Source organism: Streptomyces sp. SP18CS02, assembly GCF_036322365.1.
Classification (GTDB): Bacteria; Actinomycetota; Actinomycetes; order Streptomycetales; family Streptomycetaceae; genus Streptomyces.
Genome location: NZ_JAQYXC010000222.1, coordinates 1 through 23,169, shown reverse-complemented (window position 1 = coordinate 23,169; position 23,169 = coordinate 1). Strand labels below are relative to the sequence as shown.

Sequence of the window (23,169 nt, the reverse complement as noted above, 5' to 3'; positions counted from 1 at the left end):
AGCGGATGAACCGCATTTCAGGAATGCCCCTCTTCTCTGCCGGTTCGCCCACTCCACCCGCGTCACGGAAGCCGTCGCCCATGCCCCGCCGTCCCCCGCTCCTCTCCCGCCGTGGTCTGCTCCTCGCGGCGCCCCTGGCCGTGCTGCTCGGTATCACCGGCGGGACGCTCGCGCTCACCGCCGGGTCGTCGGACGCCTCGGACGTACCGAGCCGGGGCGTTCCGGAGGAGATCGCCGTGAAGCCGCTCCGTACGGGCGGGGAGGCGGTCGTGCAGATCATGGCCCACCCGGACGACGACCTGTTCTTCATGAACCCGGACACGAGCCAGTCGATCGGCTCGGGCAACAGCCTGACCTCCGTCTATCTCACGGCCGGGGAGTCCGACGGCCGCAACGCCCGCCGCGACGAGCCGAAGCCCCGCGCCGACAAGGCCGCGTACTCCGAGGCCCGCCAGAACGGCATACGGGCCGCCTACGCGGAGATGGCCACCGGCAACCGCACCAGCCCGTGGGACCGCACGTCCATAGCCACCGCCGGCGGTGCCCGGGCCGAGCTGGACACCCTGCGGGCCAAGCCGCAGATCAGCCTGGTGTGGCTGCAGCTGCGCGAGGCCGGGAGCATAGCCGGGGACCGGCCGAACAGCCTGCACGGCCTGTGGGACGGGCGGATCGACGCCCTGGGTTCGCAGCTCGCCGCCGGCTCCCCGGTGCGGGAGGACTTCTCGTACGACAAGGCCCAGGTCGTCGGCACCCTCGCCGGTCTGCTGGAGCGCTTCCACCCGACGTTCGTGCGGATGATGGACCCGACGCCGGGGCGGAACGAGAAGACCGGCAAGCTCTCCGACCACCAGGACCACATGTACGGGGCCCGGTTCGCGCAGGCGGCGCTCGCCCGGTACGCCGAGGCCCCGGGGCGCCCCTCCTTCGCCGTGCAGAACTACCTGGGTTACTCGACCGGCGGGCTGCCGCACTCGCTCGACCCGAAGAGCGCCGGGACCAAGCTGCACACCCTCAAGACGTACGCCTGGACGGACCACACGGACTACTGCGAGGACCCGGCGGGCTGCGGCGACCGCAAGGTGGCCGCCCGCCCCGCCGGGCACGGCTGGGCCCAGTCCATCCGCTACACCCGTGCCGAGTCCACCTCCTGGCTGCAGCGCGGTGCCGGCGGCGAGCTGTACGCGTTCTCGGTGCTGGACGGCCGGCTGGCGGTCTGGCGCAAGTCGGGGACGAAGCCGTGGACGGGGCCGGAGCTCCAGCGGGGCGGCGGCCTGGACAGCGGCGTCACGTCGGTACGGCTGCCGGACGGCCGGATCGCGGTGTTCGCCACGCGTACGGTTCTCGGCGACAGCGCGGCGGACTACCGCCGTGAGGTGGTCTCCACCGTGCAGTCGGCTCCGGGCGGCGTGCTCGGGGCGTGGCGTTCGCTCGGTTCCCCGGAGCGGGACGACGAGACGGCCACCTCCGACATCAGCCTGCCCGCGGTGCTGGTGGACCGGGCGGGCCTGATGACGGCGTACGTGCGGGACGGCGGCAACCGGCTGACCGTGAGCGCCCAGCGTCCGGACGGCGGCTGGACCCGCTGGCGGCCGGCCGGCGGCACGGGGCTGCACGGCGACCCGGTGGCGGCCACGGACGCGACCGGCCGCGGCTACGTCTTCGCCGGTACGCCGAAGACGGTGCTGGCCTGGACGCAGACCGCCGCGGGGCGCCCGGTCACCGGCCCGACGAAGACGGGGCTGCCGCCGACCACCCTGGCGCTGAGCGCCTCGCCGGACGGCGACGGGGTACGGCTCTGGTTCCGCAAGCCCGACTCGGGCGACGTCCGTACGGCCCGCTTCTCGGGCAGCGGCCACGCCTCGCCGGTGCGGGAGCTGCCCGGCGTGGCGGGCTACGGCTCGGTGGGCGCGGCCGGTGACGCCCTGGCCCTGCGCGGACGCGGCGGCGGACTGGCGACCGCGTCCAGCCGGTCGGCGGCGGGGGCCCCGGTGAAGTGGACGGTGGCGAGGCCGCTGTTCTCGGGCGCTCCGGCGGCCACCGCGGAGGGTGTGGCGGCCGTGGGCCTGGACGGCCGGCTGCGCTGGTCCGCCTCCGAGCGCTGAGCGGGCGCGCGGTGAGCGCCGGGGGTGAGTCGTCCCCGCCCGGGGCCGAACGCCCCCGCGCGAGGGTGCCGGCGGGGCGGCCGGAGGTCCGAGCCGGTACGGGGGGCGGGTCGCGGCTGCGCGGACTCGCCGGTGTCCGTGCCGGCGCGTACGGTTCAGACCGGCCTGTCGGCGTGCGCGACGGCGCTCCCGTGGGCCGGGGCGGCAGCGCCCCGGCCCGCGCGGTCGCCCCTCGTACGGCGTTCGGCTCCGCCCGGGGCGAGCCGTACGGCCGGACCTGTCGGCGTTTCGGAGGAGGGCACGCATGAACTGGACGCTCGAAGTGATCCCGGTCCCGGTCACGGACCTGGACGCCTCGAAGGACTTCTACGGCGGCAAGTGCGGCTTCAGGGTGGACCTCGACTCCGAGGTGGCACCGGGTATCCGCATCATCCAGCTGACCCCGCCGGGGTCGCGCTGCTCGATCGCCCTGGAGGACGGGATGCCCCCGGCCCCGGGCCAGACGTTCATGGCCCCGGGCTCGCTGCACGGTCTCCAGCTGTGCGTCCTGGACATCGAGGCGGCCCGCGCGGAGCTCACCTCCCGGGGCGTGGCGGTCAGCCCGGTCCAGCACGTGGGTGAGCGCGGCTGGGAGGAGGGCAAGGGCGGGACCTGGAACTCGTTCATGTTCTTCAAGGACCCGGACGGCAACAGCTGGACGGTCCAGGAAGCCCCTTCGGAGCTCTCGGAACGCTGACGGCGGCCGCCCGGCAGGAGCCGTCCGGCCGGTCACGTGACCGGCCGGACAGCGGTGGTTCAGCGGTCGTCGTCCTCGTCGGGGTCGACTACCCGCGCCTGGGCCGGCGGCCTGCCTTGCGGCAGGGAGACGGCCGTCGGCTCACCAGCGCTCGAACGCGGTGAAGGCATGGTCGCCGGCCGCCCCGGCGACGATGATTCGCCCGTCGTGCTCGAAGAAGTAGCCGCTGGGCGCTTCCTCACGGAAATGGCGTTCGTCGAGTTCCTCGCCGTTGCCGGCGTCGTACACGAGCAGCTCGGTGATGGCGCTGGCCTGGGTCGACCACTCGCACAGCACGGTGATCCGGTCGCCCCGCACGGCCAGCCCGGCGGCGGGCTCGTCCAACTTCTCGTTCCACACCTCTTCGCCGGTCTTCAGGTCGAAGGCGATCAGCCGGTAGTGCCGTCCCTTGGAATAGGTCCACGCCAGTGCGTACATCCGCTCGCCGACGACCTCCGCCGCGTCGATCTGGCCATAGTCGCCGCGGAGCTCTATGCCCGCCCGAGGACGCCCGTCCTGGTCGAAGGCGACGAACGCGCCCGTCGCCTCGTCCGAGTTCCCGCTCGAGGACCGCACGACCCTCAGCACCAAGGGGTCGGCCGACTCGATGAACACGGTGGAGTCCGTCGACACGGGGCGACGGGCATCGATGGGAACGTTCCACTTCAGGGCGCCGGTGCCGCGATCGAAGGCCGCCGCCATCAACTCGACGTCCCCGCCGCTGTCAGCGCCCGGGTCGTCCGCGTCCTCCCCGCCGCAGGCCAGGACGGCGTGGACCTGTTCCTTGCCCACGAACGTGTCCCACACCCCGCACGTGCCGGGCACGGCCGCCGTCCAACGGGCCTTGCCCGTGCGGAGGTCGAGGGCGCGCAGCGAACGGTTGTCGCCCGGCGCCCGCGCCTCCTGCTCGGTCCGTTCGTCGTTGATCAGCGCCAGGCCGCCCGCCGCGTCCAGGAATCCGTCCCTGTCCCCGGGGAACCGGCCGTCCGAGACGGTCCGCGGGACGCTCCACAGCTCCCGCCCGTCCTTCATGTCGAAGGCAAGGACGGTCGAGCAGCCCTTGCCCTTGCCCGGGGAGGCGGGCTTGCCGCTCCCGCCGCCGGTGGCACCGCTCTCGGTGCCGTACGCGACCAGGAGGACCCCCTCGTCCGCACGACGCGCACTGCCGCAGATCTGGGCGCGGCCGGGCGGTACGAACTCCCAGAGCTTCTTCCCGTCCTGCCCGTCGGCGATGCCGAAGCCGGTCACCGCGTCGAACCGGCTGCGGACTGCGACGTCCCCGACGACCCAACTGTCGTTGGCCTTGTCATCGCTGGGCCGGTCCTTCGCGGTGGCCCAGGTGCGCACCATGGCGTCGCCCGGCAGATAGCCCTCGAACGACAGGAACCAGGCGGTGATGGACCCGATCACCCCCAGTACGATCCCGATCACCGCCAGCGCCTTTATGAGCCCTGCTCTCCCTGACATCACGCGCTCCCCCTACCGTGCATGGCACACCCCCCTGCGAGCGGCGTTCCGGAGACCCGCCCGACACGTCGATCTTCGAACGACGGTCAGGCTAAGGGCAGGGCCTCCCAGCGGTCCATGCCGATCCGGCGCGGGTGGAGGACGTGCCGGCCGGAGCCGAGCCGCGAACACCGCCGGTGGCGCGGCAGCCGGCGGGACGGGCCCCCTCCGGCGTCGCGGCGCGCGGGCGGGCGGATGCGGACAGCCCGCGGAGACCTGCGGAGGCGCGCTCGGCGGACCGTCGACGGCGTGCACGGGGCCTCCCGCGACGTCGGACGGCCCACGGACGGCCCGGGGCGGCCGGAACGGGTCCGGGCCGGCGGCGGTCCGCCGCCGGCCCGGACCCTCGCGTCAGGGTCGTACTGCTTCCGGCCCGCGCCTACAGCACCGGCAGGTTCTTCCGCAGCTCGAAGGCGGTGACCTCGGAGCGGTACTCCTCCCACTCCTGCTTCTTGTTGCGCAGGAAGAAGTCGAAGACGTGCTCGCCCAGCGTCTCGGCCACCAGTTCGCTGCGCTCCATCAGCGAGATCGCCTCGCCCAGGTTCTGCGGCAGCGGCTCGATGCCCATCGCGCGGCGCTCGGCGTCGGACAGGGCCCAGACGTCGTCGTCGGCGCCCGCCGGGAGCTCGTAGCCCTCCTCGATGCCCTTGAGGCCGGCGGCGAGCAGCACCGCGTATGTCAGATACGGGTTGGCGCCCGAGTCGATGGAGCGGACCTCGACCCGCGAGGAGCCGGTCTTGCCCGGCTTGTACATCGGGACGCGGATCAGGGCGGAGCGGTTGTTGTGGCCCCAGCAGATGTACGAGGGGGCCTCGCCGCCCGAACCCGCGGTGCGGGCCGAGCCGCCCCAGATGCGCTTGTAGGAGTTGACCCACTGGTTGGTCACGGCGGAGATCTCCGCCGCGTGCTTCAGCAGGCCCGCGATGAAGGAACGTCCCACCTTGGAGAGCTGGTACTCGGCGCCGGACTCGTAGAAGGCGTTGCGGTCGCCCTCGAAGAGGGAGAGGTGGGTGTGCATGCCGGAGCCGGGGTACTCGGAGAACGGCTTCGGCATGAAGGTCGCCTGGACCCCCTGCTCCAGCGCGACCTGCTTCATGACCAGCCGGAACGTCATGATGTTGTCCGCGGTGGACAGCGCGTCCGCGTACCGCAGGTCGATCTCCTGCTGGCCGGGCGCGCCCTCGTGGTGGCTGAACTCGACCGAGATGCCCATCGACTCGAGCATGGTGATCGCCTGGCGACGGAAGTCCATGCCCACGTTCTGCGGGGTGTGGTCGAAGTATCCGGAGTTGTCCGCGGGGACCGGCTTGGAGCCGTCCAGCGGCTTGTTCTTCAGCAGGAAGAACTCGATCTCGGGGTGGGTGTAGAAGGTGAAGCCCAGGTCCGAGGTCTTGGCGAGGATCCGCTTCAGCACATAGCGCGGGTCGGCGAAGGACGGCGAGCCGTCGGGCATCAGGATGTCGCAGAACATGCGGGCGGTCCCGGGGGCCTCCGCGCGCCACGGCAGGATCTGGAAGGTGCTGGGATCCGGCTTGGCGATCATGTCGGACTCGTAGACGCGGGCGAAGCCCTCGATGGCCGAGCCGTCGAAGCCGATGCCCTCGTCGAAGGCCTGCTCCAGCTCGGCGGGTGCCACGGCGACCGACTTCAGGAAGCCGAGCACATCCGTGAACCACAGGCGCACGAAACGAATGTCGCGCTCCTCGAGCGTACGGAGCACGAATTCCTGCTGCTTGTCCATTTCCACACCCATCCTCGCTGATCAGGCCAGCATGCCACCACACGGTTTCGAGCACGTTGCGAACCCATACTGCCTGCCGGTGTGTGGCGCAGGTAACGGCGGCCTCGCAGACTGGCCCTATGGACCGTGGTGCGCAGGAGCTCCCCGGCGCCAGCACGCCCCGCTGGCTGCGGCTGCTTCCCTGGCTGACGGTGGCCCTGCTGGTGATCGTCCAGCTGACCACGCCGAGGAGCGTGCAGCTCGGCTTCGCCTTCGCCGTCGTGCCGCCGCTCACCTCCCTGGTGTACGCGGCGCGGGGCACCGCCCTGGTGTCGGCCGCCCTCGGCGCGCTGCTGCTGCTGCCCGTCATCCGCGCCGACGACGTCACCTACGCCGATCTGCTCGCCTTCGTGCTGATCAGCGCCGTCAGCGTCGTGCTGGCCCGGCTGAGGACCCGCAGGGAGGCCCAGCTGGTCTCGGTCCGCACGGTCGCCGAGGCGGCGCAGCTGGCCGTGCTGCCGCCGCTGCCGGAGAGGGTGGGGCCCGTCCGGTGCGGAGCGCTGTACCGGGCGGCGGAGCGGGGCGCACTGGTCGGCGGCGACCTGTACGACGTACAGCAGGGCCCGTTCGGGGTCCGGGCGGTGGTGGCCGACGTGCGGGGGCACGGTATGGCGGCGGTCTCGACGGTGGCGGCCCTGCTGGGCACGTTCCGGGAGGCGGTGCTGGACGAGCGGGAGCTGGGCGGGGTCGCGGCCCGGCTGGACCGCCGGCTGGTCGTGGACTCGGCGGGCCGCGAGGCGGCGGAGCTGTTCGCGACGGCCGTGCTCATGGAGTTCGCGCCCGACGGCTCGGCGGTACGGGTCCTCAGCTGCGGCCATCCCGCTCCGGTGCTGGTGGCCGGCGGCGGGGCGCGCGAGGTGGCGCTGGTGCCGGGCTCGCCCCTGGGGCTCGGGCTGGCGGACTACCGGCCGCCGGCCGCGGTGACGGTGCCGCTGCTCCCCTCGGACGTGCTGCTCGCGCACACCGACGGGGTGACGGAGGCCCGGGACGCCTCGGGCCGGTTCTATCCGCTGGCGACACGGATCAAGCCCGGTGAACCGGTGGATCTCGTACGGGCGGTGTGGCGTGATCTGTCCGCTTACGCGGGAGAGATCGACGACGACGTGGCGCTGCTGGCGCTGCGCGCCTCGGACGGTACCGGCTGAATTCCGTACCCCGTTCGGCCCATGACGGGTCCGCGCCCATTACCATCTGCGCCCATGGGAGGGTCGCGGCACATACGCCTCACGCGAACAGCGCGTGACACGCGCCCCATGGCGCTGCTGAGTGCCGTGGCGACGCTGCTCGCCGCGCTCTTCCTCTGTCTCGGGCCCGAGGGGGCGACGGGGCACCACGGGGGCATGGCCGACGCGCGTGTGTCGCCGACGGCGACCCCGGTGCATCCGGCGGCGGCCGCCACCGCGTACAGCTGCCCCTACGACCGCGGCGACTGCGGGCTGTTCCCCTCCCTCACCCCGGCGGTCCTCACCGCCCCGCCGCTCGACCCGCCGCAGCACGCGGACGGGCCGGCGCGGACGGCGACGGCGGGGGTGCCCGACCGGCCGGCCCGCGCCGAGGCCCGGCCGCGCGCTCCCGGTCTCCACGTCCTTCAGGTCCTGCGGACCTAGAGCCTTCTTCTCCCCGGATCCCGCCGTGCGGCCGCACGGCCCGCACCACCCCCGAGATCACCGGGGCCACCGGTCCTCCCGGCCCAGGGGGTCTCAGGGACGCCGAGTTCTCAGCGCTCCCAGTGCTCCCAGTGCTCCCAGAAACTTTCGAAGAAGGACGTAGACATCATGGCTGCCAATCGCACGTCGACCGCCGACCGCCGGGCCCGAATAGAGGAGATGCGCCGCGCCGAGAAGTCCCGCGAGCGCCGCAACCGCGTCATCACCATCGTGCTCAGCACGGTGGTGGTCGCCGGTCTCGTCGGGTTCGGCGGGTACGTGCTCAACAAGGAGTCCGAGGAGAAGGAGCAGCAGGAGGCGGCGGCCAAGGCGCCCATCAAGGACGAGAAGTCCTGGGACGCGAAGAAGCTGGGCCGCAACCACGTCACCGCCGCCGTCACCTACCCGATGAAGCCCCCGGTCGGCGGCGACCACCACCAGGTGTGGATGAACTGCGACGGCAACGTCTACAAGGAGCCCGTCCCCGAGGTCAACGCCGTGCACTCGCTGGAGCACGGCGCGGTGTGGGTCACCTACAACGACAAGGCCGCCGAGGCCGACGTCAAGAAGCTCGGCGAGAAGGTCGACAAGACCTCGTACACGCTGATGAGCCCGGTCAAGGACCAGGCGGGGGCCATCATGCTCAGCGCGTGGGGCAAGCAGGTCACCGTGGACGGGGCGGACGACCCGCGGGTGGACCAGTTCTTCGCCAAGTACGTGAACGGTCCGCAGACGCCCGAGCCCGGCGCCGCGTGCACCAACGGAATGAGCGGGAAGTGACCCTGACCCGGACGCACCGGGCGGCAATCACGGCGGTGGTCCTCGCCCTGCTCTTCGCCGGGGCGGCGACGGTCGCCTCGGCGGGCGGCGGCGACGGCGGCGCTCCGCGCACGCCGACGGAGCGGTCGGCCGACGCGGGGTTCGCCCGGGACATGTCGGTGCACCACCAGCAGGCGGTGGAGATGTCCTTCATCGTCCGCGACCGCACCCGGGACGACGAGGTGCGCCGGCTGGCGTACGACATCGCCAACACGCAGGCCAACCAGCGCGGGATGATGCTGGGCTGGCTCGACATGTGGGGTCTGCCGAAGGTCGCGCCGGACAGTGAGCCGATGGCCTGGATGGGCATGCCGTCGCACGGCACGAGCGGGCCGGTGGACGGGGCCGTGATGCCCGGGATGGCCACCAGGACGGAGCTGGAGCGGCTGCGCGGGGCGAGCGGCCGGCAGGCGGAGATCCTCTACCTCCAGCTGATGACCGACCACCACAAGGGCGGTGTGCACATGGCGCGGGGCTGCGCCGAGCGGTGCGGCACCGAGGTGGAGCGGCGGCTCGCCCAGGGCATGGTCGACGCCCAGGAGTCGGAGATCACGCTCATGGCCGATCTGCTGAGGAAGCGCGGCGCCGCACCGCGCGCCTGACGCGGGCCGCCGCACGAACGGAGAGAGGAACGGCCGCGCGGCCGCGCCGGGCACGTCCCGGGGCGGCCGCGCGGCGTTCGCGGGCGGGTGCGACCTCCGGACCGCGCTCGCGGGCGGGTGGCGCAGCCCGCGGGGCGGGCCGGGCGGGTCCGCGTCAGGCCTTCTGGGCGAGCACCGCCCCGGCGGCCGTCAGGCCCTCTGGGCGACCGTCAGGCCTTCTGGGCGAGCACCGCCCCGGCGACCGCGTCCGGCCGGTCCAGCATCATCAGATGGCCCGCGCCCGGCACGGCCTCGAACCGGGCGTCCAGCTCGTCGGCGAGGGCCCGCTGGCGTGACGTCCAGCGGGCGGCCTGGTCCGGAGCGGCGAGCACGGTCACGGGCAGTCCCGCAGGGAGGGGGTGGCGCTCGCGCAGGGCGAGCAGTTCGGCGGCGACGGCCCGGTAGTGGGTGTTCTCCAGCAGGCCGCCCCGGAACACGCGGCCGGTGGCGTAGACGCGGCGTACCAGCGCGGCGGGGGCCGGGTCCGCGGCGTACCCGGGGCGGACCAGACGGACGACGCCCCGGCGGATGAGCGGGCCGAGGGCGGCGGGCGCCCCGACCGCGGTCAGCGCGGCGCCGGCGATCCGCGCCACGGCGGTACGGACTCCGGGCGCGGGCGGCACCCGGGCGTCCTCCTCCAGGGACGAGTCGAGCAGGACGAGGCCGGCCGTGCGCTCGGGGTGCAGCCGGGCGAACGCCTCCGCGTGGAAACCGGCGATGGAGTGGCCGACCACGGTCGCCGGGCCCGCCTCGCCGGGTCCGAGCCCGAGCGCGTCGAGCACGCCCGCGATGCGGTGGGCCTCCCCGGCGGCGGAGGGCGGTACGACGGCCGGGCCGCTCAGCCCGTGCCCGGGCCGGTCGAAGCGGACCACGGTGCGGTGCGGTGCGAGCAGGGGGACGACGGGGTCCCAGTCGAACCAGCTCATGGCCAGTCCGGTGCTCAGGACGCAGACCGGGCCGCCGCCCTCGACGACCACATGGTGGGCCACTCCCCCGACCCGTACGAAACCCACCGTCTCCCCCTCGCCGCCGCCGGAGCCGGTGCCCGGTGCCCGGCACTCCCCGTACGCACCAGCCTGCCACGCGCGGGAGCCCGGCGTGCCGCCCCGCCGGAACGCGAGCAACCCTCCCGCGCGGGGCCCGCCGGCGACGGCCGACCGTCCTCCCGCGCGGGGCCCGCCGGCGACGGCCGGCCGTCGCCGAAGGCACCGCCACCACCGGCATGACTTCGCCCTCGCGAACACGCAAGGCATGTGACGGAGCGGCACGGGGGCGCCCCCGCCGAACGCGGCGCCGGTCGGGTGCCCTTGCGGCGGACGCCCCGGGGCAGTGAACGCGCCACCGCCACAACGCCGACCACGCCAAAGGCACATACGCCGACGATTCCCGGCCACCGTCCCCGACGGGCCGTCACAGGGCAGGGGCGAGCGCCCGGCGCTCCTCGCCAATTACCCGCCCTGAGCCTGCTTTTGCAAAGTAAAAGCCGGTTAAAGACTCTGTTAGTGTGACTTACCTTTTCGTATCCCCTTGAAGGATGTCGCATGACCATGCCCACGCCCCCGACCGGTCAGCCGCAGTGGGGTCCGCCGCCGGGATATCCGATGCAGCAGCCCCCGACGCAGGCCCGCAACGGTCTCGGTATCGCCTCACTGGTCATCGGCCTCGTGGGCGTGGTCGTCGGCCTGCCGATGGTCCTGTTCTGGCTCTCCGGCATCCTCGGCGTCCTGGCCCTGATATTCGGCCTGGTGGGCCACAGCCGCGCGCGCAAGGGCGAGGCGACCAACAAGGGTGTGGCGCTGGCCGGAACGATCCTCGGCGGCGTCTCCATCGCGCTCTCGATCATCGGCGTGATCGTCGTCGTCCTCGCCGTCAAGGACGTGGCCGACGAGATCAAGGAGGACATCAAGAAGCAGGAGCCGTCGATCTCCGTCCCCTCCGCCGGCGCGGACCCCTCCGCGGGCGCGGACGCCCCGGCCGACCCGGGCGCCGGCGCGCCGCTGTCGTTCGGCGAGACGCTGTCGTACGACAACGGCGTCACCGTGACCGTCGCCAAGCCCACGTCGTACACGCCGGACGAGTTCGCGGTCGGGCACGAGAAGGGCAACAAGGCCGTCCAGGTGAAGATCACGATCGTCAACGGCAGCAAGGAGACGGTCGACATCGGCACCGCCCTGCCGTTCGCCAAGGACGCCAACGGGGCGGAGATCGAGGAGATCTTCGACGGCCAGCGCGGCACCAAGCTGTTCACCGGCAATCTGCTCCCCGGCAAGCAGGCCGTGGCGCAGTTCGCGTACTCGGTGCCCGCCGACGCCACCAAGGAGATGCAGATCGAGCTCTCTCCGACCGTGCTCGGCGACTACGAGTACGAGGACGGCATCTGGGTCGGCCCGGCCGCCTGACCCGCCGGAGCGTCCCGCCCCGAGCGGTGACCGGCCCCCGCCCTCCGCGGCGGGGGCCGGTCGCCGTGCACGGGACGCCACGCGTGACGCCCCATCCGGTTCGACCCCCATTGCGTCGCACTGACGATTACACTGGGCGACGTGCCTCAACTACGCCTCGCCCTGAATCAGATCGACTCGACCGTCGGCGATCTCGCCGCGAACGCCGAGGCGGTCGTGCACTGGACCCGGCACTCGGCCGAGCAGGGGGCGCACCTCGTCGCGTTCCCCGAGATGATGCTCACCGGTTATCCCGTCGAGGACCTGGCCCTGCGCTCGTCCTTCGTGGAGGCGTCCCGGTCGGCCCTGCGCGCCCTGGCCGCCCGCCTCGCCGACGAGGGGTTCGGCGACCTGCCGGTCGTCGTCGGGTACCTGGACCGCTCCGAGCGGGCCCAGCCGAAGTACGGCCAGCCCGCCGGCGCCCCGCGGAACGCCGCCGCCGTGCTCCACGGCGGCGGGGTGGCGCTGACGTTCGCCAAGCACCACCTGCCCAACTACGGCGTGTTCGACGAGTTCCGCTACTTCGTGCCCGGCGACACCATGCCGGTGATCCGCGTCCACGGCGTCGACGTGGCCCTCGCCATCTGCGAGGACCTGTGGCAGGACGGCGGCCGCGTCCCGGCCGCCCGCAGCGCGGGTGCCGGTCTGCTGATCTCGGTCAACGCCTCGCCGTACGAGCAGAACAAGGACGACACGCGCCTGGAGCTGGTGCGCAAGCGCGCCCAGGAGGCCGGCTGCACCACCGCGTACCTCGCCATGATCGGCGGCCAGGACGAGCTGGTCTTCGACGGCGACTCGATCGTCGTGGACAAGGACGGCGAAGTCATCGCGCGGGCCCCGCAGTTCGCCGAGGGCTGCGTGGTCCTCGACCTCGACCTGCCGGCGGCCGCGGCCGAGCCGGTGACGGGCGTCGTGGACGACGGGCTGCGCGTCGAGCGGGTCGTCCTGTCCGAGGAGCCGCTGCCCGCGTACGAGCCGGAACTGACCGGGGGTTACGCGGACCGGCTCGACGACGACGAGGAGGTGTACTCGGCGCTGGTCGTGGGCCTGCGCGCGTACGCCGCGAAGAACGGCTTCCGTTCCGTGCTGATCGGCCTGTCGGGCGGCATCGACTCGGCGCTGGTCGCCGCGATCGCCTGCGACGCGCTCGGCGCGGGGAACGTGTACGGCGTCTCGATGCCGTCGAAGTACTCCTCCGACCACTCCCGCAGCGACGCGGCCGAGCTGGCCCGGCGTACCGGGCTCAACTTCCGCACCGTTCCGATCGAGCCGATGTTCGACGCCTACATGGGCGCGCTCGGGCTCACCGGGCTGGCCGAGGAGAACCTCCAGTCGCGCCTGCGCGGCACGATGCTGATGGCCCTCTCCAACCAGGAGGGCCAGATCGTGCTCGCGCCGGGCAACAAGTCCGAGCTCGCGGTCGGGTACTCGACGCTGTACGGCGACTCGGTCGGCGCCTACGGGCCGATCAAGGACGTCTACAAGACATCGGTCTTCCGGCTCGCCGAGTGGCGCAACCGCGCCGCCGTGGAGCGCGGCCAGACCCCTCCGATCCCGGAGAACTCCCTCACCAAGCCGCCCAGCGCCGAACTGCGCCCCGGCCAGGTCGACACCGATTCGCTGCCGGACTACGACGTGCTGGACCGGATCCTGGCGATGTACGTCGACCGGGACCAGGGCAAGGACGCGATCGTCGCCGCCGGTTTCGACGCCGAGCTGGTGGCGCGGACGCTGCGCATGGTGGACACGGCGGAGTACAAGCGGCGCCAGTACCCGCCGGGCACCAAGATCTCGGCGAAGGGCTTCGGCAAGGACCGGCGCCTTCCGATCACGAACCGCTGGCGTGAGACGACGAGCTGACCGGACGCTCCTCCGGCCCGGCGAGGGGGCTTCCCGCGACGACGCGGGAGGCCCCCTTCGGCGTACGGGCCTGCCGGTCCAGCAGACCGGCCGTCACCGCGATGGCCAGGCCGGCCACGGCGAGGGCCGCGCCGACGAGGGTCGGAGAGGTCCAGCCCCAGCCGGCGGCGATGGCCGCGCCGCCGAGCCAGGCGCCGCCCGCGTTGGCCAGGTTGAAGGCGGAGTGGTTGGAGGCGGAGGCCAGGGTCGGGGCGTGCTTGGCCTTGTCCATGACGAGCATCTGGAGCGGGGTCGTGGTCATGAACCCGACCGCGCCGAGCAGAGCGACCATCACCAGGGCCGCCCACTGGATGTGCGCGGTGAAGCGGAAGGCGACCAGCACCAGGGCGAGGGCCGTCAGCGACCCGTACAGGGTGGGGCGCAGCGCCCGGTCGGTGAGCGGGCCCGCGACGAGCGCGCCGAGGGTCATGCCGATGCCGAACAGGGCGAGGACCAGGGTCACCGAGGATTCTCCGAAGCCCATGACCTCGGTGGTCATCGAGGCGAGGTACGAGTAGACGGCGAAGACGCCCGCGAAGCCGAAGACGGCGGTCAGCAGGCCGAGCAGCACCTGGCGGTCGCCCAGCGCCCGCAGCTCGCGGCCGACGGACTGGCCGCCGTCGACGGGCACGTGGGGGACGAGGCGGGCGAGCGCGGCCATGGCGACCAGGCCGATCGCGCCGACCACGAGGAAGGTGGCGCGCCAGCCGAGGTGCTGGCCGAGCAGGGTCGCGGCCGGTACGCCGACGATGTTGGCGACCGTGAGACCCAGGAACATCGTGGCGACCGCGCGGGCCTGCCTGCCCTCCCGCACCAGACGGGCGGCGACGACCGCGCCGACGCCGAAGAACGCGCCGTGCGGCAGGCCGGCCAGGATCCGGGCGGCGACGAGCGTGCCGAAGCCGGGCGCGAGGGCGGAGGCGAGGTTGCCGACGGTGAAGAGCGCCATCAGCAGCAGGAGCATCCGCTTGCGCGGGACGCGGGAGCCGAGGGCGGTGAGCAGCGGGGCGCCGATGACGACGCCGATCGCGTACGCCGAGACGAGGTACCCGGCGGTGGGGACGGAGGTGTGGAGGTCGTCCGCGACGTTGGGCAGCAGGCCCATCATCACGAACTCCGTGGTACCGATGCCGAAGGCGGAGACGGCAAGCGCGAGCAGCGCCAGGGGCATGAGGGGGAACCTTCCGTACGTGAGTGACCGGGTGCCGGCGGCGGCACCCGGTGATTAAGTTCGCTTACGGAACAAAGTCTCTCACGCCCGTTGTTCCCGGCGGTGAACGGAAGATTTCCGTTCCGGTTCCTCCCGGCGGGGAACGGAGGTGTCCACACCGGACCGGATCGCGCGGGGACCCCCCGGGGGCCGGGTGCCCAGGGGTGCCGGGCGCCGGGGCCGGGCACCCCGTGGTGCTCCGGCCGGGTCAGCCGCGGCCCAGCTCCACCCGCGCGGCGATCGGGAGATGGTCGCTGTCCGTCCTCGGCAGCGTCCAGGAGGCGACCGGCTCGACGCCCTTCACCATGATCTGGTCGATGCGGGCCATCGGGAACGAGGACGGCCAGCTGAAGCCCATCCCGTCGCCCGCCGCGCCCTGCGTGGAGCGCATCTGCGAGGTGACCGCCTTCAGCGACCGGTCGTTCATCGTGCCGTTGAGGTCTCCGAGCAGGATCACCTGGCCGATGTCCTCGCGGACGATCGCCTCACCGAGCGCGTCCGCGCTGTTGTCGCGCTGGTTGGCGGTGAACCCGGCGTTCAGCTTGACCCGTACGGACGGCAGATGGGCCACGTAGACGGCCACCTCGCCCCGGGGCGTGTTCACGGTGGAGCGCATCGCCCGGGTCCAGCCCATCCGGATGTCCACGGGGCGGCTGTCGGCCATCGGGTACTTGCTCCAGAGCCCGACCGTGCCCTGTACCGAGTGGTACGCGTAGGTGTCGGCCAGCGCCCGCTCGTACACCGGGACCATGTCGCCCGTGAGCTCCTCCAGCGCCACCACGTCCGCCCCCGAGGCGGCCACCTGGCGGGCGGTGCCCTCGGGGTCCGGGTTGGCGGCGTTGACGTTGTGGGTGACGACCATGAGCTCGCCGCCGCCGCCCGACTTGTCCGTGACCAGTCCGCCGAAGAGGTTGAGCCAGACGGTGACCGGCAGGAGCAGGGAGACCAGCGCGGTGGCCGAGCGGCGCACCAGGGCCGCCACCAGGATGACCGGGACGAAGACGCCCAGCCAGGGCAGGAACGTCTCCGTCAGGCTGCCCGCGTTCCCGATCCTGTTCGGGAGGTGGGCGTGCAGGATCATCAGCAGCGCCACGAGGACGGAGCAGACCGCGAGCAGGATGCCCCGCCGCCAGATCCCGGGGTCCCCGCGCCAGCGGTCGACCACCGACCGGACCCGGGACCCGCCGCGCTCGCGCTCCGCGCCGCCGTTCCCCGTCTCCGCCACGTCCACCCGCGCCATTCGCCGACCTCACTCGCCTTGCTGTGCCGTGCCTTGCCACCGTCCCGGACCTCGACACTAGGCGATGAGGGGACGGCCGTACTGCCACGAGGACGACGCAGCGGCGCGGCGGGTTCCGGAGGTTGCGGGTGGGACGGCCGCTGTGACAGAACGCGCATACTCCGGACCGCCGCCCGGGTGCTCCCCGGCGGGGGATCAGCCGGCCGCGGGCGGGCGCGCCCCGGCCAGGACGGCGTCGACGATCCGGATGGGCAGGTCCTCGTCGAGCGTCGCGTCCGGGCGGATGACGGTGCGCAGCAGCAGCGGGCCCACGAACAGGTCGGTGAGGAGCTCCACATCGGTGTCGGAGCGGATCTCGCCCGTCTCGACGCCGCGCCGCAGGACGTCGAGGGTGAGGCGGCGGCGCGGTTCGATCACCGTCGCCCGGTAGGCCGCCCAGAGCTTGGGATAGCTCTGCATCTGGGCGAAGACGTTGTGCAGGAAGGCGGAGGAGCGCTTGGCCAGACCCCGGCGGCGCAACGCCTCCAGGAGCGCGATGAGGTCGTCCCGCGTGGAGGTGCCCGGCAGCTCGGGTCCGGGCGGCTCGACGGACCGGAGCACGTCGACGAAGAGCTCCTCCTTGCCCGCCCAGCGGCGGTAGATGGTGGCCTTGCCGACCCCGGCCGTCCTGGCGATCCGTTCGATGGAGACCTCGGCGAGCGGGACGCCCTCCTCCAGGAGGCGGATCGCGCCCGCCAGGATGGCCTGCTCGACGGCCTCGCTGCGGGGCCGTCCGCGGCGGACCGTCCCGCTCTCCTCTTCCTGGGACACGTCCGCTCCGCCTCTCGCCTTCGGGTCATCGCCGCACCGATTCTCGCGCGCCCTCCGCGACCCGCGGCGGGTGCCCCCGTCCCGCTCCCCTGCCGGGCAGGAAGACGGCGACCACCACGGCGCCGGCGAGGGCGACCACCACCGATCCGAGGGCGGTGACGTGCATGGCGTCCAGGAACGCCTCGTTGGCCCGCGCGACCAGCTCCGCGCCCGCCGGGCCGAGGCTGTCGGCGGCGGCGAGGGTTCCCTCGATCGACTCGCCCGCCGCCTCCCGGCCGGCCGGCGGCACCGCGCCGAGGTGCCCCTCGATCTCGCCGCGGTAGGTCGCGGAGAGCAGCGAGCCGAGGACGGCGACCCCCAGCGCGCCGCCGACCTGGCGGAAGGTGTTGTTGATCGCCGAACCGGAGCCGGCCTTCTCGCGCGGCAGGGACTGCATCACGGACACCGTGACCGGCGGCATGATGTGCGCCATGCCCGCGCCCTGGACGAAGAAGACCAGCTCCATGATCCAGACGGGGGTGCCGGCGTCGTACAGCGTGAAGGCGACGAGCCCCCCGGCGATCAGCAGCATGCCCGCCGCGCACACCGTGCGGGCACCGAACCGCCGCACGGCGAGCCGGGCGCGGGGGGCGAACATCATCTGGGCGGCGGCCAGCGGGAGGAGCAGCAGCCCGGACTGCAGGGCGCTGTAGCCGCGCACGCTCTGCAGGTAGAAGGCGGAGAAGAAGGTCACGCCCATCAGGGCGAAGAAGACCAGGGCGACGGCGGTGACTGCGGCGGAGAAGGCCGGTTTGCGGAAGTACGAGATGTCCAGCGCGGGATGGTCGCTGCGCTTCTCGTGCCAGACGAACCCGGCCAGCACCACCAGTCCCCCGATCAGCGGCACCAGCACGCCCGGATCGGTGAAGTCGGCGAGCTCGCCGCCGCGGATGATGCCGTACACCAGCAGCACCAGTCCGATCACGGACAGGATGACGCCGAACGGGTCGATCCGGCCGGGGGCGGGGTCCCTGGAGTCGGGTACCAGCAGCACCATGGCGGCCAGCGCGACCAGCACGACCGGGACGTTGACCAGGAAGATCGAGCCCCACCAGAAGTGCTCCAGAAGCAGGCCGCCGGTCACCGGGCCGATGGCGATGCCGAGGCCGACACTGCCGGCCCAGATGCCGATGGCCTTGGGCTGCTCGTCCCGCTCGAAGACGTTCATCAGGACGGCCAGGGTGGCGGGCATCACGAAGGCGCCGCCGAAGCCCATGAGGGCGCGGAACCCGATGAGCTGGGCGGGCGAGTCCGACATCGCGGCGAGCGCCGAGCCGACCCCGAACACCACCAGGCCGAAGAGCAGCGTCTTCTTGCGGCCGAGCCGGTCGCCGAGCAGGCCGGAGGTGAACAGCAGGCCCGCGAAGACGAGCGTGTAGGAGTTGATCGCCCATTCCAGCTCGCTCTGCGTCGCGCCGAGGCCGGTGGGGGCGGGGGCGGCGATGGTCTTGATCGCCACGTTGAGGATGGAGTTGTCCAGCACCACGATGAGCAGGCTGAACATCAGCACGCCGAGGATGGCCCAGCGTCGGCGATGGATGGCTTCGGGTACGGGCATGCTCCGAGCGTAACCATAATTTCGATACGAGACCGTCTCGTATAGGAAGTCCGTGTTGCAGCCGTATGAACGGACCCACTTCCCCCGGCGCGGCACCAGGTGCCACCATGGACACGATCCGGGGACGCCGTCAGGGCGCCTCGAGATGACGAAGGAGCCGTTCCACCATGACGCTTCAGGCTGCCGCGAAGCAGTCCGCCGACAGCGGTAAGACGCTGTACGGGGGCAAGGGAACCCGCCGCATCACCGTCCACGACATCGCCGCCGCCAAGGAGCGCGGCGAGAAGTGGCCGATGCTCACCGCCTACGACGCGATGACCGCGTCCGTCTTCGACGAGGCCGGGATACCGGTCGTCCTCGTCGGCGACTCCATGGGCAACTGCCACCTGGGGTACGAGACCACGGTGCCCGTCACGCTCGACGAGGTCGCGATCCTGTCCGCCGCCGTCGTACGGGGCACCCGGCGTGCCCTGGTCGTCGGCGACCTGCCCTTCGGCTCGTACCAGGAAGGGCCCGTCCAGGCGCTGCGCTCCGCCACCCGGCTGGTCAAGGAGGCGGGCGTGGGCGCGGTCAAGCTGGAGGGCGGGCAGCGCTCGCTGGCCGCCACGGAGATGCTGGTGCAGGCCGGCATCCCGGTCATGTCGCACCTGGGCCTGACCCCGCAGTCCGTGAACACCCTGGGCTACCGGGTGCAGGGCCGTGGCGACGAGGCCGCCCACCGGCTGCTGCACGACGCCAAGGCCGCTCAGGACGCGGGGGCGTTCGCCGTCGTCCTCGAACTCGTACCGGCCGAGCTGGCCGCCGAGGTGACGCGGTCCCTGCACATCCCGACCATCGGCATCGGCGCCGGCCCCGACACGGACGCGCAGGTGCTCGTCTGGACCGACATGGCCGGGCTGACCGGCGGCCGCGTGCCGCGCTTCACCAAGCAGTACGCCGACCTGCGCACCGTGCTCGGGGACGCCGCCAGGGCGTTCGCCGACGACGTGGTGGGCGGGGCCTTCCCCCAGGAGGAGCACACCTTCCACTAGCCACTCCCGCGCCCACGACGGCCTCCGGCCGTGGGCCACGACAGCCCGCCGACATCCCCCATCGGCGGGCTGTCGGTGTTCTCGCGGGCTTGTCGGTGCTCTCGCGGGCTCTCCGTGCCCGCGACGGGCCCCGGCGCCGGTCCGCGTGGCCGCTCCGAGGCGGCGGTGCGGGCCGCCAGGGGCGCTGTCGGGGTGCTGTCGGTGATGTGTCGGCGCGTTGTCAGTGGCGGCTGGTCTCATGGTGGCCATGACGCGATCCGACAACAACGCCGTCGAGGTACGAGGCCTCGTGAAGCACTACGGCGAGACCAAGGCGCTGGACGGGGTGGACCTCGATGTGCGCGAGGGCACCGTCCTCGGCGTGCTCGGCCCCAACGGCGCGGGCAAGACCACGCTCGTCCGCTGCCTGTCCACCTTGATCGTCCCGGACGCCGGGACCGCCACCGTCGCCGGGTACGACGTGGTGCGCCAGCCCCGCCAGCTCCGCCGCACGATAGGCCTCACCGGTCAGTACGCGTCGGTCGACGAGAAGCTCTCCGGCTGGGAGAACCTGTACATGATCGGGCGGCTGCTCGATCTGTCCCGCAAGGACGCCCGGCGGCGCGCCGACGAGATGCTGGAGCGCTTCTCGCTCACGGAGGCCGCCAAGCGCCCGGCGATGAACTACTCGGGCGGCATGCGGCGCCGGCTCGACCTCGCCGCGTCCATGATCGGCCGGCCGGCCGTGCTCTATCTGGACGAGCCGACGACGGGGCTCGACCCCCGCACCCGCAACGAGGTGTGGGACGAGGTCCAGCGGATGGTCGCCGAGGGCGTGACCGTCCTGCTCACCACCCAGTACATGGAGGAGGCCGAGCAGCTGGCGAGCGAGCTGACGGTCATCGACCGCGGCCGGGTCATCGCCAGTGGCGAGGTCGACGAGCTGAAGGCCAAGGTGGGCGGCCGCACCCTCCAGATCCGCCCCACGGACCCGGCGCAGCTGCCCGCCATGGCCCAGGCGCTCGGCGAGAGCGGCCTGAGCGGCATCGCCGGCGCGACGGTGGTCCCGGACGAGGGCCTGCTGTACGTGCCGATCCTCAGCGACGAGCAGTTGACGGCCGTCGTCGGGCTGCTGGGCGCGCGCGGGTACGGCATCGCGCACATAGGCACGCATCTGCCCAGCCTGGACGAGGTGTTCCTGGCCATCACCGGCGAGAAGACCGCGTCGGCGGGTTCCGACACGATTTCCGAGGAGGCCGCCGCGTGAGCACGGCGACGACGACGACGACCACCGGGGCGGCCGTGCCCGTCGAGCCGCGGGCGCAGGGCCCCGCGCCGGCCGCCGAGGGCCGGATCGGCCTGCGGGCCAATCTGCGGCACATCGGCGCGCTGGTGCGGCGCAACGCCCTCCAGATCAAGCAGGACCCGGAGTCGATGTTCGACGCCGTGCTCATGCCGATCATCTTCACGCTGCTCTTCGTGTACGTCTTCGGCGGCGCGATTTCCGGCAAGGGCAACCAGCAGGCGTACGTCAACTACGTGGTCCCCGGCCTGATGGCGATGATGGGCATGAACATAGCCATGGCCGTCGGCACCGGCATCAACGACGACTTCAAGAAGGGGGTGATGGACCGGTTCCGGACGATGCCGATCGCGCGGTCGTCGGTCCTCATAGCGAAGATCGTGGTCGAGGTCGGACGGATGCTGGTCGCCACCACCATCCTGCTCGGCATGGGCTTCCTGCTCGGCCTGGAGATCAGGACGTCGGTGCTGGACCTGTTCGCGGCGGTCGGACTGTCGGTCGTCTTCGGTGCGTCCCTCATGTGGATCTTCATCCTGCTCGGTCTCACCATGAAGACGGCCCAGGCCGTCCAGGGAATGGCGATGCTCGTGCTGATGCCCCTTCAGTTCGGTTCGTCCATCTTCGCCCCGACGAGTTCGATGCCGGGCTGGCTGGAGACGTTCACCGACTACAACCCGCTCTCCAACCTGGCGGACGCGGCCCGCAACCTGATCAACGGCGGTCCGGTCGCCGACTCCGTGTGGATGACGCTCGGCTGGGCGGTGGTCATCACGCTGGTGACGGCGCCGCTGGCGGTCTCCAAGTTCCGCAGGAAGACCTGACCGTCCCGTCTCACAGGAGTGCGGCGGCCTCCTCCAGCGAGAGGCCGCCGCCCTCGGCGTACGCCTCGTCGTAGACCTCGTCACCGAGCGCCGCGCGGGCCATCCGCTCGGCGTGGGCCAGGTTCTCCCGCTCGGTGGGCGTCGCCACGTACCCGCTCGGCAGCAGGCGTCCGCGGGCGCCCAGCAGGAGGGTGGCCGTCCGCGCGCGGGGGCCGCCGGCGCCGGCCACGGCCCATGCCGCCGCGATCAGATGGATGGCCGGCATCTGCGGCGCCACCAGCATCGACAGCGGCTCCCGGGCGTGCGCCAGGGCGCGGACGGCGCAGTCCAGGCCCTCGTCGTACCGGTGGTCGAGATTGTGCACCCATGCCAGGGTGCCCAGCGTGACACCGTCGAAGATGGCCATGGTCGGGGAGCGGAACTGCTCGCGCAGCGCCGTGAGTTCCCTGCGGGCCTCCTCGGTGCGCCCGGTGCGCCCCAGCCACAGCGCCAGATACAGGGAGGCCGCCGGAGCGGCCTCGTACCCGCGGTCGCGGCCGTCGACGACCACCTCGCGCAGCATCTTCTCGCCCTCGTCCCCCCGGCCGGTCTCGATGAGCGTCCCCGCGTAACGGGTGCTGAGCAGGGACACCTGAGCCTGTGCGCCGAGCCGCTCGGCGTAGGAGATCGCCGCCCGGTAGTCCTCGGCGGCGCCCTCGAACGCACCGCGCCGCTCGCGCGCCTCGCCCCGTGAGGACAGCGCCTCGGCCGCGCCCCACGAGTCGCCGAGCCGCTCGAAGATCTCCAGGCTCTCCTCGGCGTCCTGGCTCGCCTCCCCCGTCCAGTCGATCCGGTTGGCCAGTACGTTGGCGCGCAGCTGGAGGGCGCTGGCCAGCTCCCACGCGTATCCGTATCTGCGGCAGGCGTCGACGGTCGCGTCGAGCAGCTCGCGCAGCTCGTCGGGGCCGGCGGTGAGCAGCACCGCGAAGAACCAGAGCGCGCCGGGCATCCGGCAGGTCTGCGGCAGCCCGGGCCGGTAGGCGTGGCGGATCCGGCGGAGCTCGTCCATGCCGTCCGGGCTCGTCCACCACGAGGTCTGGTGGTCCATGGTGGCCAGCCGGATCAGGCGTACGCCCCTGCGCGCCTCCTGCAGTTGCCCGTCGTCCATGGGCGGTGGGGCGTCGGTGCACCCCACGGTCAGCGGAGGCGCCGGGGTCACCGGCGCGGCGAAGGGGTCGGGGCCGAGCGAGGCGGCGGCCTCCGACCAGTGCAGGGCCTCGGCACGCAGGTCCCTCATGTGCCAGAACCAGAACAGCGACAGGACGAGAGCGAGCGCCTCGTGTTCGTCCCGGACGGCCACGGCGCGGCGCAGCGCGGTGCGCAGGTTCTCGTACTCCTCCTGGAAGCGGGCGATCGCGGCGAGCTGCCCGGAGCCGCGCAGGAGGGGATCGGCGGTGCGGGCGAGTTCGCGGTAGTGCACGAGGTGGCGGTGCTCGGTGCCGTCCCGGTCGCCGGCCTCGTCGAGACGCTCGGCCGCGTACTCCGCCACCGTCTCCAGCAACCGGTACCGCATCACCCCCGGCACCACCGCCC

18 protein-coding genes and 1 pseudogene are annotated in these 23,169 nt (G+C 72.6%); 11 read left to right on the top strand and 8 right to left on the bottom strand.

The window, feature by feature from the left end:
• Positions 1–80 precede the first annotated feature (80 nt).
• Both PUR26_RS02205 and PUR26_RS02200 read left to right on the top strand, forming a co-directional pair.
• Positions 81–2,102: a PIG-L family deacetylase gene (locus PUR26_RS02205; RefSeq protein WP_329868587.1), complete on the top strand. Its 2,022-nt coding sequence runs from the start codon at positions 81–83 to the stop codon at positions 2,100–2,102.
• Positions 2,103–2,406: 304 nt separating this feature from the next.
• Complete coding sequence (locus PUR26_RS02200; RefSeq protein WP_329868586.1) at positions 2,407–2,838, top strand: VOC family protein; 432 nt, start codon at positions 2,407–2,409, stop codon at positions 2,836–2,838.
• Between the two features lie 141 nt (positions 2,839–2,979).
• Here PUR26_RS02200 and PUR26_RS02195 read toward each other — a convergent pair whose 3' ends face one another.
• Positions 2,980–4,344 carry an outer membrane protein assembly factor BamB family protein gene (locus tag PUR26_RS02195; protein ID WP_329868584.1) on the bottom strand — a complete coding sequence of 455 codons (1,365 nt, stop codon included), beginning with the start codon at positions 4,342–4,344 and terminating at the stop codon, positions 2,980–2,982.
• Positions 4,345–4,762: 418 nt separating this feature from the next.
• Positions 4,763–6,124 (bottom strand): glutamine synthetase family protein, encoded by a 1,362-nt coding sequence (locus PUR26_RS02190; protein ID WP_329868582.1) that lies wholly within the window; start codon positions 6,122–6,124, stop codon positions 4,763–4,765.
• Between the two features lie 119 nt (positions 6,125–6,243).
• Between PUR26_RS02190 and PUR26_RS02185 the strand changes: the two genes are divergently transcribed.
• The 4 genes from PUR26_RS02185 (at position 6,244) to PUR26_RS02170 (ending at position 9,230) form a co-directional block, all read left to right on the top strand.
• Complete coding sequence (locus PUR26_RS02185; protein WP_329868580.1) at positions 6,244–7,308, top strand: PP2C family protein-serine/threonine phosphatase; 1,065 nt, start codon at positions 6,244–6,246, stop codon at positions 7,306–7,308.
• A gap of 108 nt (positions 7,309–7,416) precedes the next feature.
• Positions 7,417–7,770, top strand: a complete 354-nt coding sequence (locus PUR26_RS02180; RefSeq protein ID WP_329868578.1) for a hypothetical protein — start codon at positions 7,417–7,419, stop codon at positions 7,768–7,770.
• Positions 7,771–7,938: 168 nt separating this feature from the next.
• Positions 7,939–8,589, top strand: a complete 651-nt coding sequence (locus PUR26_RS02175) for a DUF3105 domain-containing protein (RefSeq protein WP_329868577.1) — start codon at positions 7,939–7,941, stop codon at positions 8,587–8,589.
• Positions 8,590–8,591: 2 nt separating this feature from the next.
• Positions 8,592–9,230, top strand: a complete 639-nt coding sequence (locus PUR26_RS02170; RefSeq protein WP_329868605.1) for a DUF305 domain-containing protein — start codon at positions 8,592–8,594, stop codon at positions 9,228–9,230.
• A gap of 209 nt (positions 9,231–9,439) precedes the next feature.
• Here the strand turns inward: PUR26_RS02170 and PUR26_RS02165 are convergent, their stop codons facing one another.
• Positions 9,440–10,282: an alpha/beta fold hydrolase gene (locus tag PUR26_RS02165; protein WP_329868575.1), complete on the bottom strand. Its 843-nt coding sequence runs from the start codon at positions 10,280–10,282 to the stop codon at positions 9,440–9,442.
• A 528-nt stretch (positions 10,283–10,810) separates the two neighbouring features.
• On the opposite strand from PUR26_RS02165, the gene PUR26_RS02160 reads away from it, so the two are divergent.
• Positions 10,811–11,668, top strand: coding sequence for a DUF4190 domain-containing protein (locus tag PUR26_RS02160; protein ID WP_329868573.1), 858 nt, complete (start codon positions 10,811–10,813; stop codon positions 11,666–11,668).
• A 141-nt stretch (positions 11,669–11,809) separates the two neighbouring features.
• The gene (locus tag PUR26_RS02155) at positions 11,810–13,567 is read left to right on the top strand and encodes an NAD+ synthase (protein WP_329868571.1); all 1,758 of its coding nucleotides are present in this window, start codon (positions 11,810–11,812) and stop codon (positions 13,565–13,567) included.
• On the opposite strand, the gene PUR26_RS02150 is transcribed toward PUR26_RS02155, so the two are convergent.
• From PUR26_RS02150 to PUR26_RS02135, 4 genes are all read right to left on the bottom strand, one after another.
• On the bottom strand, positions 13,536–14,777 hold the full coding sequence (locus tag PUR26_RS02150; protein ID WP_329868569.1) for an MFS transporter: 1,242 nt from the start codon (positions 14,775–14,777) through the stop codon (positions 13,536–13,538). The two genes, PUR26_RS02155 and PUR26_RS02150, sit on opposite strands and share 32 nt — an antisense overlap.
• A gap of 247 nt (positions 14,778–15,024) precedes the next feature.
• Entirely contained in the window at positions 15,025–15,981 is a 957-nt protein-coding gene (locus tag PUR26_RS02145) for an endonuclease/exonuclease/phosphatase family protein (RefSeq protein ID WP_443076940.1), read from the bottom strand.
• Positions 15,982–16,251: 270 nt separating this feature from the next.
• On the bottom strand, positions 16,252–16,866 hold the full coding sequence (locus tag PUR26_RS02140; protein WP_329868565.1) for a TetR/AcrR family transcriptional regulator: 615 nt from the start codon (positions 16,864–16,866) through the stop codon (positions 16,252–16,254).
• Between the two features lie 25 nt (positions 16,867–16,891).
• The gene (locus tag PUR26_RS02135; protein ID WP_329868563.1) at positions 16,892–18,463 is read right to left on the bottom strand and encodes an MFS transporter; all 1,572 of its coding nucleotides are present in this window, start codon (positions 18,461–18,463) and stop codon (positions 16,892–16,894) included.
• A gap of 167 nt (positions 18,464–18,630) precedes the next feature.
• On the opposite strand from PUR26_RS02135, the gene panB reads away from it, so the two are divergent.
• From panB to PUR26_RS02120, 3 genes are all read left to right on the top strand, one after another.
• Entirely contained in the window at positions 18,631–19,494 is an 864-nt protein-coding gene (gene panB / locus PUR26_RS02130; protein ID WP_329868561.1) for a 3-methyl-2-oxobutanoate hydroxymethyltransferase, read from the top strand.
• A gap of 238 nt (positions 19,495–19,732) precedes the next feature.
• Positions 19,733–20,740: an ATP-binding cassette domain-containing protein gene (locus PUR26_RS02125; protein WP_329868559.1), complete on the top strand. Its 1,008-nt coding sequence runs from the start codon at positions 19,733–19,735 to the stop codon at positions 20,738–20,740.
• Positions 20,737–21,597, top strand: coding sequence for an ABC transporter permease (locus PUR26_RS02120; protein WP_443076939.1), 861 nt, complete (start codon positions 20,737–20,739; stop codon positions 21,595–21,597). The genes PUR26_RS02125 and PUR26_RS02120 overlap by 4 nt, the downstream gene beginning before the upstream one ends.
• A 10-nt stretch (positions 21,598–21,607) precedes the next feature.
• On the opposite strand, the pseudogene PUR26_RS02115 reads toward PUR26_RS02120, so the two are convergent.
• A pseudogene (locus PUR26_RS02115) lies at positions 21,608–23,169 on the bottom strand (AfsR family transcriptional regulator); the annotation flags it as partial.

Bases quoted from the DNA above. Each gene is read 5' to 3' on its own strand.
- PUR26_RS02205 (WP_329868587.1), top strand. From the start codon at position 81: ATGCCCCGCCGTCCCCCGCTCCTCTCCCGCCGTGGTCTGCTCCTCGCG.
- PUR26_RS02200 (WP_329868586.1), top strand. From the start codon at position 2,407: ATGAACTGGACGCTCGAAGTGATCCCGGTCCCGGTCACGGACCTGGAC.
- PUR26_RS02195 (WP_329868584.1), bottom strand. From the start codon at position 4,344: ATGTCAGGGAGAGCAGGGCTCATAAAGGCGCTGGCGGTGATCGGGATC.
- PUR26_RS02190 (WP_329868582.1), bottom strand. From the start codon at position 6,124: ATGGACAAGCAGCAGGAATTCGTGCTCCGTACGCTCGAGGAGCGCGAC.
- PUR26_RS02185 (WP_329868580.1), top strand. From the start codon at position 6,244: ATGGACCGTGGTGCGCAGGAGCTCCCCGGCGCCAGCACGCCCCGCTGG.
- PUR26_RS02180 (WP_329868578.1), top strand. From the start codon at position 7,417: ATGGCGCTGCTGAGTGCCGTGGCGACGCTGCTCGCCGCGCTCTTCCTC.
- PUR26_RS02175 (WP_329868577.1), top strand. From the start codon at position 7,939: ATGGCTGCCAATCGCACGTCGACCGCCGACCGCCGGGCCCGAATAGAG.
- PUR26_RS02160 (WP_329868573.1), top strand. From the start codon at position 10,811: ATGACCATGCCCACGCCCCCGACCGGTCAGCCGCAGTGGGGTCCGCCG.
- PUR26_RS02150 (WP_329868569.1), bottom strand. From the start codon at position 14,777: ATGCCCCTGGCGCTGCTCGCGCTTGCCGTCTCCGCCTTCGGCATCGGT.
- PUR26_RS02135 (WP_329868563.1), bottom strand. From the start codon at position 18,463: ATGCCCGTACCCGAAGCCATCCATCGCCGACGCTGGGCCATCCTCGGC.
- panB (WP_329868561.1), top strand. From the start codon at position 18,631: ATGACGCTTCAGGCTGCCGCGAAGCAGTCCGCCGACAGCGGTAAGACG.
- PUR26_RS02125 (WP_329868559.1), top strand. From the start codon at position 19,733: ATGGTGGCCATGACGCGATCCGACAACAACGCCGTCGAGGTACGAGGC.